This window comes from Nitrogeniibacter aestuarii (genome assembly GCF_017309585.1).
Classification (GTDB): Bacteria; Pseudomonadota; Gammaproteobacteria; order Burkholderiales; family Rhodocyclaceae; genus Nitrogeniibacter; species Nitrogeniibacter aestuarii.
Window position 1 is genome coordinate 2,535,286 of record NZ_CP071321.1, and the last position, 14,353, is coordinate 2,549,638.

The 14,353-nt window shown below is 60.2% G+C and carries 13 protein-coding genes and 6 tRNA genes; 6 read left to right on the forward strand and 13 right to left on the reverse strand.

The genetic code is table 11. From position 1 onward, the window contains the following. Nucleotides 1-7 precede the first annotated feature (7 nt). The 3 genes from mutS to J0W34_RS11640 are packed head-to-tail and all read left to right on the forward strand — an operon-like array spanning nt 8 to nt 4,258. Complete coding sequence (mutS, locus tag J0W34_RS11630; protein WP_230968910.1) at nt 8-2,590, forward strand: DNA mismatch repair protein MutS; 2,583 nt, start codon at nt 8-10, stop codon at nt 2,588-2,590. Next, nucleotides 2,590-3,495: a hypothetical protein gene (locus J0W34_RS11635; RefSeq protein WP_230968911.1), complete on the forward strand. Its 906-nt coding sequence runs from the start codon at nt 2,590-2,592 to the stop codon at nt 3,493-3,495. The genes mutS and J0W34_RS11635 overlap by 1 nt, the downstream gene beginning before the upstream one ends. 10 nt (nt 3,496-3,505) lie before the next feature. Continuing rightward, nucleotides 3,506-4,258, forward strand: a complete 753-nt coding sequence (locus J0W34_RS11640; protein ID WP_230968912.1) for a fused MFS/spermidine synthase — start codon at nt 3,506-3,508, stop codon at nt 4,256-4,258. Between the two features lies 1 nt (nt 4,259). Here the strand turns inward: J0W34_RS11640 and dnaQ are convergent, their stop codons facing one another. Genes dnaQ through J0W34_RS11655 form a run of 3 tightly spaced genes read right to left on the reverse strand, consistent with a single transcriptional unit; the run spans nt 4,260 to nt 6,245 of the window. Next, on the reverse strand, nt 4,260-4,988 hold the full coding sequence (gene dnaQ / locus J0W34_RS11645; RefSeq protein WP_230968913.1) for a DNA polymerase III subunit epsilon: 729 nt from the start codon (nt 4,986-4,988) through the stop codon (nt 4,260-4,262). Nucleotides 4,989-5,008: 20 nt separating this feature from the next. Further along, nucleotides 5,009-5,461 carry a ribonuclease HI gene (rnhA, locus tag J0W34_RS11650; protein WP_227814360.1) on the reverse strand — a complete coding sequence of 151 codons (453 nt, stop codon included), beginning with the start codon at nt 5,459-5,461 and terminating at the stop codon, nt 5,009-5,011. Beyond that, a complete protein-coding gene (locus J0W34_RS11655) occupies nt 5,454-6,245 on the reverse strand; it encodes a class I SAM-dependent methyltransferase (RefSeq protein WP_230968914.1) in 792 nt (263 codons plus the stop codon). Before J0W34_RS11655 ends, rnhA begins: the two co-directional genes overlap by 8 nt. Before the next feature lie 4 nt (nt 6,246-6,249). On the opposite strand from J0W34_RS11655, the gene gloB reads away from it, so the two are divergent. Continuing rightward, the gene (gene gloB / locus J0W34_RS11660; protein ID WP_230971671.1) at nt 6,250-7,005 is read left to right on the forward strand and encodes a hydroxyacylglutathione hydrolase; all 756 of its coding nucleotides are present in this window, start codon (nt 6,250-6,252) and stop codon (nt 7,003-7,005) included. Nucleotides 7,006-7,058: 53 nt separating this feature from the next. On the opposite strand, the gene J0W34_RS11665 is transcribed toward gloB, so the two are convergent. Continuing rightward, nucleotides 7,059-8,048 carry a GGDEF domain-containing response regulator gene (locus J0W34_RS11665; protein ID WP_230968915.1) on the reverse strand — a complete coding sequence of 330 codons (990 nt, stop codon included), beginning with the start codon at nt 8,046-8,048 and terminating at the stop codon, nt 7,059-7,061. 240 nt (nt 8,049-8,288) lie between these two features. Between J0W34_RS11665 and J0W34_RS11670 the strand changes: the two genes are divergently transcribed. Further along, nucleotides 8,289-9,410 (forward strand): transglycosylase SLT domain-containing protein, encoded by a 1,122-nt coding sequence (locus tag J0W34_RS11670; protein WP_230968916.1) that lies wholly within the window; start codon nt 8,289-8,291, stop codon nt 9,408-9,410. Here the strand turns inward: J0W34_RS11670 and J0W34_RS11675 are convergent, their stop codons facing one another. From J0W34_RS11675 to J0W34_RS11685, 3 genes are all read right to left on the reverse strand, one after another. After that, entirely contained in the window at nt 9,411-11,450 is a 2,040-nt protein-coding gene (locus J0W34_RS11675) for an ABC transporter ATP-binding protein (RefSeq protein WP_230968917.1), read from the reverse strand. A gap of 86 nt (nt 11,451-11,536) precedes the next feature. Then, a complete protein-coding gene (locus J0W34_RS11680) occupies nt 11,537-12,016 on the reverse strand; it encodes an FKBP-type peptidyl-prolyl cis-trans isomerase (protein ID WP_227814355.1) in 480 nt (159 codons plus the stop codon). Further along, the gene (locus J0W34_RS11685) at nt 11,982-12,494 is read right to left on the reverse strand and encodes a peroxiredoxin (protein WP_227815083.1); all 513 of its coding nucleotides are present in this window, start codon (nt 12,492-12,494) and stop codon (nt 11,982-11,984) included. The genes J0W34_RS11680 and J0W34_RS11685 overlap by 35 nt, the downstream gene beginning before the upstream one ends. Nucleotides 12,495-12,800: 306 nt before the next feature. Between J0W34_RS11685 and lexA the strand changes: the two genes are divergently transcribed. Then, nucleotides 12,801-13,406, forward strand: coding sequence for a transcriptional repressor LexA (gene lexA, locus J0W34_RS11690; protein WP_230971672.1), 606 nt, complete (start codon nt 12,801-12,803; stop codon nt 13,404-13,406). Between the two features lie 208 nt (nt 13,407-13,614). On the opposite strand, the gene J0W34_RS11695 is transcribed toward lexA, so the two are convergent. The 6 genes from J0W34_RS11695 to J0W34_RS11720 form a co-directional block, all read right to left on the reverse strand. Beyond that, a tRNA-Asp gene (locus tag J0W34_RS11695) sits at nt 13,615-13,691 on the reverse strand. 77 nt (nt 13,692-13,768) lie between these two features. Next, nucleotides 13,769-13,844, reverse strand: a tRNA-Glu gene (locus tag J0W34_RS11700). 7 nt (nt 13,845-13,851) lie between these two features. Beyond that, nucleotides 13,852-13,927, reverse strand: a tRNA-Ala gene (locus J0W34_RS11705). A gap of 110 nt (nt 13,928-14,037) precedes the next feature. Further along, nucleotides 14,038-14,114: transfer RNA gene (locus J0W34_RS11710), tRNA-Asp, on the reverse strand. 78 nt (nt 14,115-14,192) lie between these two features. Then, nucleotides 14,193-14,268 (reverse strand) — tRNA-Glu (locus tag J0W34_RS11715). 7 nt (nt 14,269-14,275) lie between these two features. Next, nucleotides 14,276-14,351, reverse strand: a tRNA-Ala gene (locus tag J0W34_RS11720). Nucleotides 14,352-14,353 lie beyond the last annotated feature (2 nt).

Sequence of the window (14,353 nt, forward strand, 5' to 3'; positions counted from 1 at the left end):
CCCGCTTATGACGAAATCCACCCTCCGACCACTCGATGGGCACACGCCCATGATGCAGCAGTACATCACGCTCAAGAACGAGTATCCAGAACTGCTGCTGTTCTACCGGATGGGCGATTTCTACGAACTGTTTTTTGAAGACGCCGAAAAAGCCGCACGCCTGCTCGACATCACGCTGACAACCCGCGGCAAGTCCGCTGGCGAACCGATCAAGATGGCCGGGGTGCCGCACCATGCTATCGAGCAGCACTTGGCGCGCTTGGTCAAGCTCGGCGAATCCGTCGTGATTGCTGAGCAAGTCGGCGAACCTGGTGCCACCAAAGGCCCCATGGAAAGGGCCGTTTCGCGCATCGTCACTCCCGGCACGCTCACCGACGCCGCCCTGCTCGACGACCGTCGCGATGCATTGCTGCTTGCGCTCCACCTCAATCGGGGCCGTCTCGGGCTGGCGTGGCTGAATCTGGCCAATGGCGATTTGCGCGCGCTCGAATGCGCCCCGGAGCAACTCCAGGCTCAAATTGAACGACTGCGACCGGCAGAAGTCCTGATTTCCGACGCCCTCAAGCTCCCGCTGATTCACACGCTCGCGCCGGCAACAAAAAAGTTGCCTGACTGGCAGTTCGACACCGACAACGGACGGCGCCAGCTGACCGAACACTTTGGCACGCGCGACCTGAGTGGCTTCAATGCCGACGAAATGACGGTGGCCCTGGCCGCACTCGACGCCCTGTATGGCTACGCGAGCAGCACCCAGCAGCAAAGCCTTGGCCATGTCACCGGGCTGCGTGTCGAGTCGGAGTCCGAGTTCATTCGTATCGACGCCGCCACCCGCCGCAATCTTGAGTTGACCGAGACACTTCGCGGCGAGGCCTCACCGACCCTGCTCTCCAGCCTCGACACCTGCGTGACCAGCATGGGTTCGCGCTGGTTGCGCCACGCCATTCACCATCCGCTGCGCAACCGTCAGCACGTGTCAGACCGCCACGCTGCGGTTGCGGAACTCCTGGGTGACGCGGGCGATGGAGTCGGCGGTGTCATCCGGTCGCACATGCGTGGCATCGCCGATGTCGAACGGATTACCGCTCGTATCGCACTGCGTTCGGCACGCCCGAGAGATCTGTCCTCGTTGCGCGATACGCTCAACACAGTGCCCCGGATCGTCGCCGAACTCGAACTGGCACAGGCCCCGCTGCTGGTGCAGCTTCGGGAAGCACTCATACCCCCCGCCGAGAGCATGTCGCTTCTGACGCGTGCCATTGCGCCCGAGCCGTCGACTGTCCTGCGCGACGGTGGCGTAATTGCAGAAGGCTACGACGAAGAACTCGACGAATTACGCAACATCCAGGCGAACTGCGGCGAATTCCTCATGGCGCTCGAGACCCGTGAGCGCGAGCGTACGGGGATCGCGACGCTGAAGGTCGAGTACAACCGGGTGCACGGCTTTTACATCGAGATCGGCAAGACCCATTCCGAGAAAGTACCGGACGACTACCGCCGACGTCAGACACTCAAGAACGCCGAGCGCTACATCACCCCGGAACTCAAGAGTTTCGAAGACAAAGCGCTATCAGCGCAGGAACGTGCCTTGAGCCGCGAGAAGCTGCTCTATGAGCAGATTCTCGACGTACTCGGCGCTGAGATTCCGCCACTCCAGCAAGTGGCGCGCGCACTGGCCACCCTCGACGGTCTTGCCGCGCTCAGCGAAGTAGCCGCGCGTCACGACTACCGATGCCCGGTACTTTCCGACCAGCCGGGCATTCGCATCGAAGGGGGTCGCCATCCGGTGGTCGAACGCCAGGTGGACGAGTTCATCGCCAACGGCTGCCGCCTCTCGCCAACCCGGCGCATGCTGATGATCACCGGCCCGAACATGGGCGGTAAATCGACCTTCATGCGCCAGGTGGCCCTGATTACGCTGATGGCCCACATCGGCAGTTTCGTCCCGGCCGATGAGGCTCACATCGGGCCGATCGACGCCATCTTCACCCGCATCGGCGCGTCCGACGACCTGGCCTCGGGCCGCTCGACCTTCATGGTCGAGATGACCGAAGCGGCGGCCATCCTCAACGGTGCCACCGAAAACTCGCTGGTGCTCATGGACGAAATCGGCCGTGGCACCTCGACGTTCGATGGTCTCGCACTGGCCTTTGCCATTGCGCGCCACCTGCTCGAAAAGACCCGCAGCCTGACGCTGTTCGCCACCCACTACTTCGAACTGACACGCCTGAACGGCGACTACCCCGAATGCGCAAACGTCCATCTCGATGCCGTCGAGCATGGCCATCGCATCGTGTTTCTGCATGCACTTGAAGAGGGCCCTGCCAGTCAGAGCTACGGGATCGAAGTGGCGGCACTCGCCGGCATCCCGGCTGCGGTTGTTCGCGATGCTCGCCGCCGTCTTCGTGCCCTGGAAAATCGCGAGGTCGGCAGCGACTCCCAGCCTGATCTGTTTGCAGCACTGCCCGTCGAAGAGCCTGAGGCACCTGCCCACCCGGCCGTTGCTGCCCTGGCCGACCTGGACCCGGATGACATGAGCCCGCGCGAAGCGCTTGAGCAACTGTACGCGCTCAAGCGTCTCGTCAAGATGTAATGGGCCGCGCGCTCTTTCTTGCCGTTGTCACCTGCTGGACCCTGACGGCCAATGCGTGGCATTTCGATCTCATCGGCGACACGCCCTACTCCGACTTCGAACGCACACACCTGCCGTCGATGCTCGCCGAGATCAGCGCCGATGACCCCGCGTTTGTCGTTCATGTGGGCGATATCAAGGCCGGTAGCGCGCGCTGTGACACTTCATTGTTCGAAGACCGGCGATCACTCTTCGACACGCTCAACCGCCCTTTAATCTATCTGCCCGGTGACAACGACTGGACCGACTGCCGTCGCAAGAACAACGGGGCCTACGACCCGATGGAGCGCCTTGAGGTTTTACGCCACATCTTCTTCGACGCATCACGCCCGCTTGGCGGTCAAACCCTCAATGCCGAGTCTCAACAGGGCTTTCCAGAGAACCGCCGCTGGCAGAAGGACGGCATCGTGTTTGTCACGGTGCATCTGGTGGGCAGTTACGACAACTATGACTCACCTCGAGAACACCGCAAGCGGAGCAACGCCGGCCGCACCTGGCTGAACGCGGCGGCAACACTCGCCAATGACCGGCAGGCGCGGGCTCTGGTCATTTTTGCCCATGGCGACCCGCACTTCAAAGCGTACGCCGCCGGGAAGGCCAACAAAGCCTATCTCCCGTTTCTGAACCTGCTGCGCGCCATCGCCGGGCAGGCCAGCCATCAGGTGATCTTCGTGCATGGCGACAGCCACAACCAGATGATTGACCAACCGCTGCTCCGCGCCGACGGTACCCCGATCGACAACTTCACCCGGGTGCAAAGCTTCGGCTACCCATTCATGGGCTGGGTGCGATTCTCGGTCACGGATGATCCCGCGCACCCCCTGCAGATCGAGCCTCGCGTGTGGGCACCCGACGACGATTTCTGAACTGAGATTTATGGACAACCCCATCGACATTCGCGAAGAAGGTGGCGTGCGCTACCTGCATTTCGGCACTGACTGGGTGCAGGGCGCGATGCGCATTCGCACGCCATTCGCGCTCGAACTGGCTTATACCCGCGAAATGCTCACGGCACTCTTGCTGCATGATGGCCCATGGCCCCGCCGCATTCTGTCGATCGGCCTCGGCGCCGGATCACTGGCGAAATTCATCTACCGCAAACTGCCCGATTCACATCACACCATCGTCGAAATCGAACCACGGGTCGCCGCAATTGCGCAAAGCTGTTTCAATCTGCCACGCCCGGACAGCCGCATGGCACTGGAGATCGAGGACGGCCTCGCGTTCATGGAACACACCACCGATCAGTGGGATCTGGTGCTTCTCGACGCCTACGATCACGACGTCAAGACAGGACCATTTACGTCGATTGATTTCTACCGCACAGTGAAATCCAGGCTGAGTGACCAGGGCGTCTTGTCGATCAACCTGTTCAACCGGGCGCGGCGCTATGAAAGCACCACGTCCCGACTGGGTTACGCGTTCGATGACCGGGCCATTCATTTTCCCTCCACCGACGAAGGAAACTACATCGGCCTGGCGTTCAACGGCGAACGGGTGCAGAGCGACGAAGCCACCCTTCGGACGCGCGCCGAGGTGCTCAAGGAAGACACCGGACTGGATCTGCGCCCGGTGATTGCGCGCCTGCTCAGTGCCGGCAACGCGCGCCACGGAAAACTGGATCTGTAGACTATTCGGCGGGAGCCTCTGCAGGCTCCGGGAGTAACCACATGCACGCCCCTTTTGTGGCCTTGGCGATCTCGGACAGCACGTCGTTGTGTGCCTGCAATTCGTCATCCGACGCACGAACGACGCGCAAGGGCGCACGATTACTCAGATCGACACCACCGGCCACGTTGTCGGCCGGACCGTCATCGTCATCAAGCCCGATGATGAGACTCTCCTGCCCGCGCGTCATCGCCAGATAGACTTCCGCCAGCAACTCGGCATCGAGCAAAGCGCCGTGTAGCGTACGCCGCGCATTGTCGATTTCGTAGCGATCGCACAAGGCGTCGAGGGTGGCCTTTTTACCCGGGTTCATCTCCTTGGCCATCTTGAGCGTATCGATCACCCCGCCACAAATGACGTTCAGTCGATCGCGATTGAGCAGCCCAAGCTCGTTATCAAGAAAACCCACGTCAAAGGCCGCGTTGTGGATCACCAACTCGCCATCGCGAACGAAATCCTCAAACTCCGCCACGACATCCTTGAAGCGCGGTTTGTCTGCGAGAAATTCGTTGGTGATGCCATGCACCTCGATCGCGCCAATGTCGATTTCGCGATCCGGGTTGATGTAGACGTGATAGTGGCGCCCGGTCAGCTTGCGATCGACCAGCTCCACACAGCCGATCTCGATGACGCGATCACCATTGCGCCACTCCAGCCCCGTCGTTTCCGTATCCAGTACGATTTGTCTCATTGCAGCCTGTCCAATCCTTTTCAGGCGCGCGACTTTGCGCGAATGTCATCGACGCCCTGACGCGCCAGCGCGTCGGCGCGCTCGTTTTCCACATGTCCGGCGTGGCCCTTGACCCAGACCCACTCCACTTCGTGAGCCGCCTGAGCCTCATCCAGTGCTTTCCACAGATCGGCATTCTTCACCGGTTTTCTGGCCGCCGTCATCCAGCCCTTTTTCTTCCAGCCGTGAATCCACTCGGAAATCCCTTTTTGCACGTACTGGCTGTCGGTATGGACACGTGCCTTTACCGGTCGTTTGAGCGTCTCGAGCGCGCGGATGACCGCGAGCAGTTCCATGCGGTTGTTGGTGGTATCGGGCTCGCCACCGTACAAGGTCTTTTCATGTTCGCCCGAACGCAGGATCGCCCCCCAGCCCCCCGGACCGGGATTGCCGCTGCACGCACCATCGGTAAATATTTCGACCAGTTCAGTCATTCATGTTCCTGTAACCATTGACGACCCGGCGCCCTCGCTGGGTCACGGGCGCAAGCGCCTTGACGGCCGCCTTCTTCGTTCGCCACTTGGGCTGTATGAGTCGCATTCCATGCACGCGCTTGATGGCGTGCATCATGTAAACACCGCCACATACCGGCCACCATCGTTGCCCGGCCTTGTCCATGAAGCGGAATCGTTCAATCCACTTGGCCTGCGCCATGGGCGGCGCATAGACGCCAAAACGTCCACTTCGTGCGTCGAAGCTCAACAACTCGAGCCAATCCTTGAGCCGCCCCACCGACAGGTAATGCCCGCGCCATGGAAAGTGAATGCGCTGACGTTTGGTGAGTCGGCGCAAGCCCCACAGGCTCGCCGGATTGAAACCAGAGATGATCAGCTGCCCTTCAGGCACCAGTATTCGCTCGACCTCACGCAACACCTGATGCGGATTGGCCGAAAAACCGAGCACATGCGGCAACAGAACCAGATCCACACTGCCGGACTCGAAAGGAAGTGCTTCGGGCAAGGCAAAAACGTCGCCTTCCTTGGCCGCACCGTGCCCGGGCGCCGCACACATGTGATGGGCCGGGATGCGATTGTTGCGCAGAAAATCGAATTGGGTCATGCCCACCTGCACGGCGTGGTAACCGAACATATCGGATACCATGTCGTCAAAACACGCGGCCTCCCAGCCCATGACGTACTGGCCGACAGGCGATTCGAGCCATCGGTCGAGGTCCTGGACTTGCTCGGCAGGTGTCAGTGGACGTTTTTGAGGAGACATGATGATGCAGATAGTTCCGATCCCGGCTTTCAACGACAACTATATCTGGTTGATGCACGATGGACGCAACGCGCTCATGGTCGATCCGGGCGACGCGAAGCCCGTGCAGGATTTTATCGTGCAAAACGATCTGACGCTCCGCGCAATTCTCATCACCCATCATCACATGGACCACACCGGTGGATTGCCGGCGTTCGCACAACAGTGCCCGGTGTTCGGCCCAAGCACCGAAATGATCACCGGCGTCACGCAACCGGTTCATGAAGGTGATGAAATCCGGATACCTCACATGGAGGTCACATTCAGGGTACTCGACATGCCCGGACATACGCTCGGTCACGTGGCGTACGTCGGGCCGGATCTGGTGTTCTGTGGCGACACGCTTTTCAGTGCCGGCTGCGGGCGCCTATTCGAAGGGTCTCCCGCCCAGATGCGCGACTCGCTCACCAAACTGGCACAGCTGCCGCCGTCGACGCGAGTGTTCTGCACCCATGAATACACCCTGGCCAATCTCGCCTTTTCGCAAGCGGCCGAACCGGATAACCCGGACAGGGACGAATGGCTTGCCCGGTGCCAGCGGCTCAGAGCGGAAGGCAAACCGACCCTGCCGACAACAATCGGCCTTGAGCGCAAGATCAATCCGTTCCTGCGCGTCCAGGAGCCGAGCCTGATCGAAGGCCTCAGCGGCTATGTCGGCCACGTGCCGAAAGATCCGGCTCATGCCTTTGCCGCGCTGAGGGAATGGAAAAACAATTTCTGAACGACCGTTGAGCGCCGGCAGAGGTTTGATAACCCTCGGGCACCCGCCCCGTTTCAGCGATCGGCGCTCTTGATTGCAAACTGCGCGGCCGGTTTGAGCTGCGCCACGCTGATCCGGTTGCGACCACCCTTCTTCGCTTCATACAGGGCCTGGTCGGCGCAATCGAGCAGCCAGCCTTCGCTCAACTCATCGTCTTCTGGCCCGGGGTAAGCCGTCGCCACACCCACGCTGACGGTCAGCACCTCATGACCATTCGAATAGGCATGAGGGAGCGCTAACGACTCGATGCCGGCACGCATGGCTTCCGCGACACGGAAAGCACCAACCGCGTTGGTCTCCGGCAGCACAACGACAAACTCCTCACCGCCAAACCGCGCCACCAGATCGCCTGGGCGCTTGATCTGCTCCTCAAGCGCCTTGGCCACCGTGATGAGACATTCATCACCGGCCTGATGACCATAACCGTCGTTGTACTGCTTGAAGCAGTCCACATCGATCATCATGACGGACAAGGGCAGCCGATTGCGGCGCGCACGCTGCCACTCGCGCTTGGTGGTCTCATCGAAACTGCGGCGATTGGCAATGCCCGTCAGACCGTCAACCGAGGTCAGCCGCGTGAGCTCCCGATTGGCTTCGTCGAGACGACGCGTGAGCACCACCAGTGAATACCGCATCTGGGCCAGTCGCTGCATGGCCCGCACCTTGGCTGCCAGCACGACTTCGGAGACCGGTTTGATCAGGTAATCGTCGCCGCCCACCTCGATACCGTGCTCGAGATCCTTGTCACCGGTCTTGGCGGTCAGAAAGATGATGGGCGTCCATTCACCGTCCCGTTCAAGCTGACGAATGCGACGCGCCACGGCAAAGCCGTCGAGCCCCGGCATGATCACGTCCAGCAGGATCATGTCCGGCTTCCAGCTCTTGAACTCTTTGAGACCCGCCTCACCGTCGGTCACATGACGCGTCTCCAGCCCGAGTTTATCGAGTTGGTGTAGCACCACCGTGGCGCTTGTCATCGTGTCTTCGATCAGTAGAACTTTCATCGGCCGGGGCGTTGTTCTCGAATTGGCGCCATTATTGCACCGATCCGAAACCATGTCGGTGGAAATAGGCGTCTAATTACCAACCAATCCGCGCGTTTGACCCAACTGAGCGACCCACCTAGAATCGCCCGCCAGATGCCAAGCATAAGAGTTCGTCATTTCCTGTTGATCGGCCTCACCTATATCGTGAGTCATATTCCGACTCCCGCCTGGGCACAGTCGGGTGGTCAGGGACTGAGCATGAGCTCTCCCCGTGTGGTCCAAATGGAGCCGCCCGACGATTCGGTGGTCACCGTGGATCTGACCCACAAGGCTGCAGATCTCTGGGATCGTATCCGCCGCGGCTTCGGCATGCCCGACCTGGTCGCTGACGAAGTCACCAACCGACAGATTCAGTACCTTGCACATCCCGCGGCCTTGTCGCGCCTCTTTCATCGCAGTTATCGCTACCTGTATCACATCGTCGACGAGCTCGAAGCACGCGGCCTGCCCACCGAAATTGCGCTCCTGCCACTGGTCGAAAGCGGCTTCGATCCCATGGCCTACTCGTCATCGCGAGCGGCCGGGCTCTGGCAATTCATTCCATCGACCGGACGCTATTTCAATCTGCGTCAGAACGAATGGATCGACGAGCGCCGCGACATCATTGCCTCGACCGATGCCGCTCTGGATTACCTGGAGCGGATCTACGACATGCACGGCGACTGGCACCTCGCGCTCGCCTCCTACAACGCCGGCGAAGGCACAGTGCTCAGGGCGCGCAAAGCGAACGAAGCCAAAGGATTGCCGACCGACTACCTCAGCCTCGATCTGCGCAAGGAAACCCGAGACTACATTCCAAAGCTCCAGGCGCTGAAGAACATCATTGCCCGTCCCGAGCTGTTCGGCATCGAGCTACCGCACGTACCGAACCGGATCTACTTCGACATGATCGACACGCCTCCCGGGGTCGATCTGGCACTGGTTGCCCGCCTGACTGAAACGCCGCTGGACGAACTGGTCGCACTCAACCCCGCCTACCGGAAACCGGTCATCCCCGAAGGCAAACACCAGTTGATTCTGCCCGCAGACAAGGTCGAGGTCTTCAAAGCCCGGCTGGACGAAGCACAGCCGCGGTGGAAGACCTATCAGCTTCAGCGGAAAGACTCGCTTCAGGTAATCGCCAAACGCTTCGGCCTGACGCTCACCCAGCTGTTGCAGATCAACGGACTGGATTCAAGCCGAAAGGCGAAGCCGGGCATGACGCTGCTGGTGCCCGCCGGGGCCGACGTAAGCGAAGTCCTGCCGCTGAGCGAGCTGATCCCGGACATGCCCACCGAAGAAGACATCCGCAATGCCGGCAAGGGCAAAAAACGGCGCTGACTAGGCGCCGTCGAGCTGCTCCCGGACGCGATGGCAGCGCACATAGCCGCCTTCGGGTAATGGCGTCTCGTCCGGATAGGTCTGCCGACACAACTCGTCCGCCATGCTGCAGCGCGGATGAAAATGGCACCCGGATGGCGGGTGGATCGGCGACGGCAGTTCCACAACCCGAGCCACCGGATTGCCAATGGTCTCGGGCCCCGCAGCATCGGTCGTCAACACCGCGTCGAGCAGCATGCGAGTGTAGGGATGCTGTGCATTTCGCAGAACCTGCTCGGTACTCCCGTACTCGACGATTCGCCCCAGGTACATCACCGCGACGTCATGAGCCAGAAAATCAACCACCGCGATGTTGTGCGTAATGAACAGATAGGCGATGCCTTGAGCCTGTTGCAACTCACGCATGAGATTGAGAATCTGCGCTTGCACGGAAACGTCGAGCGCACTGGTCGGCTCGTCACAGACGATGACTGCCGGCGACACGGACAGCGCCCGAGCCAACGCGATACGCTGCCGTTGACCGCCCGAAAAGGCATGGGGAAAACGCTCACGCATCTGCGGCGACAACCCGACCCGCTGCAATAGCGTATCAAAGTAATCGCGTCGCTCGGCAGGCGTTTGCTTGATACCCAGGGCGCTCATGCCTTCGGCAATGATGTCGCCGACGCGCATGCGAGGGTTCAAAGAAGCGAACGGGTCCTGAAAAACCATCTGCACCTGACGGCGCAACGGTCGCAAGGCCGCGCCACGGCGATGCACTTGCTCTTCTCCATCGAGGCGGACCGAGCCACCCGTGGGTCGTATGAGTTGCATCAAAGCCTTGCCCGCGGTCGTCTTTCCGCAGCCAGACTCTCCCACCAGCGCCAGCGTACGCGCCGCCTTGAGCGTGAGAGAAACGCCGTCAACCGCTCTGACATGGCCGACCACTCGCTTGAGCACGCCCTTCCGGACCGGAAAATGGACCTTGAGCCCCTCAACGACCAACTCGGCTCTCTGCCCTGTTTCTCTCGACGGTTCCGTCGGCAGAACGGTTTGAACATTCGCCGTTGGCTCACCCCGAGGCGCACCCTCTGCATAGAGGTGGCACCGCACACGACGCGCTTCTACCTGATGCCACTGCGGCAGCTGAGTGTCGCAATGAGCCATGCGCGACGGACAGCGATCAGCGAACCGGCACCCTGAGAAGGAACGATCCAGCGTCGGAACGATCCCGGGTAGCGTCTCCAGTGCCTGGCCCCGGCGCGAAGCATCGGGAACTGCCGCGAACAGCTTCTTGGAATACGGATGGAGCGGCGCGTCAAAAAATGCGTCGCGCCGCCCGGTCTCGACGAGCTCCCCCGCATACATGACCCCCACCTCATGCGCCATGCGCGCCACCACGCCGAGATCGTGCGTAATCAGCAGCATCGACATGCCCCGATCGCGCTGAAGTGCGACCAGCAAATCGAGGACCTGCGCCTGCAAGGTCACATCAAGCGCAGTCGTGGGCTCGTCGGCGATCAACACGTCCGGCTCGCCGGCCAGCGCCATCGCAATCATCACCCGTTGTTTCATGCCACCGGAGAACTGGAACGGATAATCGTCCAGTCGGGCATCGGCATCCGGAATGCCGACGGCAGCCAGCAAACGTGACGCCTCCTGGCGAGCCGCGCGGCCGGTCAGACCGCGATGGCGCGAGAGGACCTCGGCAATCTGCGAGAAAACCGTCATCACCGGATTCAGACTGGTTGCAGGCTCCTGAAAGATCATGCCCATACGACCACCGCGCACCGCGCGCATTCGGGCTTCCGACTGGGACAGCACGTCCAGGGAGCCCAGTGCGATCGACGACCCGCCGCAGATGCGTCCACTCGCAGGCAATAGCCGCATTAAGGCGAGCGCTGTCATCGACTTTCCGCATCCGGACTCACCCAGCAAGGCCATGGTTTCGCCGGCGCGCACATCGAAGCTCACATCGTCGACAGGGCGAATCGGTCGTTCAGCCGAGATATCGACCGTGAGATTGCGAACGGTCAGCGCATGCGTTTGCGACGATGGCATGAGATCGGATGGTGGTTGTTCATGTCTGTGAGCTTAAAACAAAACGGGCCGCTGACGCGGCCCGCTTCGATACGGAAGATGAAATCTCAGTGATGGTGACCACCGGGGCCATGCACGTGACCATGAGAGAGCTCTTCGGCAGTGGCATCGCGCACATCGTCGATGGTCAGATCAAAGATTAGCGCCACGCCTGCCAGCGGATGGTTGCCATCCACAACGACTTTTCCATCGGCGATGTCGGTAATCCGGTACAGGATTTCGTCCTCACCATCTTCGGTGACACGCTCGAAGCTCATGCCGACTTCGATGTTCTCGGGAAACAAGGTGCGGTCTTCGATCAGAACCATGTTTTCGTCGTAGTCGCCGAAAGCATCTTCAGGCTGCAGCTTCAGGGTCAGGTTCTCACCCTTGTTCTTGCCATGCAGCGCCTCTTCGATCGCCGAGAAGATGCCATCGTAACCACCGTGCAGATAGACCAGCGGGTGATGGCCGTCATCGACCACGTTCCCATCCGGATCCTTGACGGAGTACTTAAGCGTTACGACGGTGTTTTTTGCGATTTGCATTGGCTTTTTCCGGTTCCATTTCCCTGACAAGGGCAAGCACTTCAGCAACATGCCCCTTGGGCGTCACGTCGTAGAGCGCGTGACGGATCTGCCCGTCCTTGTCGATGATGAATGTCGAACGTAACACACCCTTGCGCTTGACGCCATCGACCTCTTTTTCACGCCAGACACCATACAGGCTGCACACTTCAGCCTCGATATCGGCCAGCAATCGAATTGACAGTCCGTGCTCAGCGGCAAACTCCGCGTGGGTCATGCAGTCGTCCGGGCTGATACCCAGGACGATGCAATCGAGCTTGTTGAATTCATATTCGTGATCGCTGAACTCCTCGGCCTGTCGAGTGCAGGTCGGGGCATTGTCACGCGGATAGAAAAACAGCACGACATGGCGGTTTCCGCGAACCGTTTGCATGTCGAAATCTTCCATGTCGCCGTCGGGCAACGTAAACAGGGGTGCGGTATCTCCGCTGCGCAGCATGGGCTCACCCTCAAGAGCAAACGAAACGAGTTGGGATGCGGCGCGAACTGTACTTCCAGCAGAGTCTTTCGGCAACAACATTTTCGCTCCTTTCATCAATGTCCGAAATGGCCCGTCCAGACGGCATTACTGAACGAATAGACCAATGAAGTTCTGACCTCAAGCGATGAGACGAAAAACTTGCCAAAACGTTCTTTCAATCCGGTGACAGGTGCACAAGAACCCTGCCTGAGGCGTGAAAATGCCGTCCGCTTGCGCGCAACAGGAATATGTACAAAAATACAGATATACACGGAGCGAGCCCGAATGACTGAAAAACTCACATCCCGCCAGCAGGAAATTCTGGATTTCATTCGCCTGACCCAGCAAGAAGAAGGCAGGCCTCCCACGCGGGCAGAAATCTGCACAGCATTCGGGTTCCGATCACCCAACGCCGCTGAGACGCACTTGCGGGCACTGGCAAATAAAGGCGTGATTACGGTCGAAAACGGCCGTGCGCGCGGCATTCGCCTCACCGAGGCGTCCGGCCTGCCACTGATCGGTCGCGTCGCAGCCGGCAGCCCTCTACTTGCCCAGGAACACATCGAGAAACACCATCCGATCAATCCGGATCTGTTTTTCCCGCGGGCAGACTACCTGCTCAGGGTTCGCGGCTTGAGCATGCGCGATATCGGCATTCTGGATGGTGACCTGCTTGCCGTCCATCGCACCAGCGAGGCTCGTAACGGCCAGATCGTGGTTGTGCGTATCGACGATGAGGTCACCGTGAAGCGGTACAAGCGCACCGGCGACCGCGTCGAGTTGATTGCCGAAAACCCGGACTTTTCACCGATTCAGGTCAATCCAGAGGCGCAGGAATTTCACATTGAGGGACTGGCCGTCGGACTCATACGCAATGAAGGCATTTTCTGACTGAGCGCTGACTGCGCCCAGCCCGTACCAGGAGCAGGCTCAACCACGGGCCAACAAGGCGAGCCGCGGATGTGTCGGGCGGTGCAAGGTGACACGTCCGACAATCGTTCTTCCGAACCGGGCGCAAAGTCACGCCCCGAGTATTCGAAGTGTGGCCGAGAAAGTACGAACGAAAAAACGGGAGCTCATTGAGCTCCCGTTTTGATTTTGGCGGAGTGGACGGGACTCGAACCCGCGACCCCCGGCGTGACAGGCCGGTATTCTAACCAACTGAACTACCACTCCACACCTTTCGGTGCGTGACCAGCGCCAACTGGCCAAATGAATGGCTGCCGATCGTCTCCGGCAGCCATCAACGCGTCTGGCGTCCCTACGGGGATTCGAACCCCGGTTGCCGCCGTGAAAGGGCGGTGTCCTAGGCCTCTAGACGATAGGGACCTTTCCTTGGTGGAGGTAAGCGGGATCGAACCGCTGACCTCTTGCATGCCATGCAAGCGCTCTCCCAGCTGAGCTATACCCCCGAAAGAGCGCGCATTATAGCAAACAATTTTCGCTTTACAAGACAGCCAGAAAATAATTTCCAACTCGTCTCGATCGGCCCGCCGACCAAGCTCGGCGGAGGCAAAACTACTGGCGGAGTGGACGGGACTCGAACCCGCGACCCCCGGCGTGACAGGCCGGTATTCTAACCAACTGAACTACCACTCCGCACCAATCGGTGCAAGGCCGGTGCCAACCCGGCCAAACAAATGGCTGCCGATCGTCTCCGGCAGCCATCAAAACATCTGGCGTCCCTACGGGGATTCGAACCCCGGTTGCCGCCGTGAAAGGGCGGTGTCCTAGGCCTCTAGACGATAGGGACCTTTCTTTGGTGGAGGTAAGCGGGATCGAACCGCTGACCTCTTGCATGCCATGCAAGCGCTCTCCCAGCTGAGCTATACCCCCGA

Coding starts and splice junctions, on each gene's coding strand:
- mutS (WP_230968910.1), top strand. CDS start 8: ATGACGAAATCCACCCTCCGACCACTCGATGGGCACACGCCCATGATG.
- J0W34_RS11635 (WP_230968911.1), top strand. CDS start 2,590: ATGGGCCGCGCGCTCTTTCTTGCCGTTGTCACCTGCTGGACCCTGACG.
- J0W34_RS11640 (WP_230968912.1), top strand. CDS start 3,506: ATGGACAACCCCATCGACATTCGCGAAGAAGGTGGCGTGCGCTACCTG.
- dnaQ (WP_230968913.1), bottom strand. CDS start 4,988: ATGAGACAAATCGTACTGGATACGGAAACGACGGGGCTGGAGTGGCGC.
- rnhA (WP_227814360.1), bottom strand. CDS start 5,461: ATGACTGAACTGGTCGAAATATTTACCGATGGTGCGTGCAGCGGCAAT.
- J0W34_RS11655 (WP_230968914.1), bottom strand. CDS start 6,245: ATGTCTCCTCAAAAACGTCCACTGACACCTGCCGAGCAAGTCCAGGAC.
- gloB (WP_230971671.1), top strand. CDS start 6,250: ATGCAGATAGTTCCGATCCCGGCTTTCAACGACAACTATATCTGGTTG.
- J0W34_RS11665 (WP_230968915.1), bottom strand. CDS start 8,048: ATGAAAGTTCTACTGATCGAAGACACGATGACAAGCGCCACGGTGGTG.
- J0W34_RS11670 (WP_230968916.1), top strand. CDS start 8,289: ATGAGCTCTCCCCGTGTGGTCCAAATGGAGCCGCCCGACGATTCGGTG.
- J0W34_RS11675 (WP_230968917.1), bottom strand. CDS start 11,450: ATGCCATCGTCGCAAACGCATGCGCTGACCGTTCGCAATCTCACGGTC.
- J0W34_RS11680 (WP_227814355.1), bottom strand. CDS start 12,016: ATGCAAATCGCAAAAAACACCGTCGTAACGCTTAAGTACTCCGTCAAG.
- J0W34_RS11685 (WP_227815083.1), bottom strand. CDS start 12,494: ATGCTGCGCAGCGGAGATACCGCACCCCTGTTTACGTTGCCCGACGGC.
- lexA (WP_230971672.1), top strand. CDS start 12,801: ATGACTGAAAAACTCACATCCCGCCAGCAGGAAATTCTGGATTTCATT.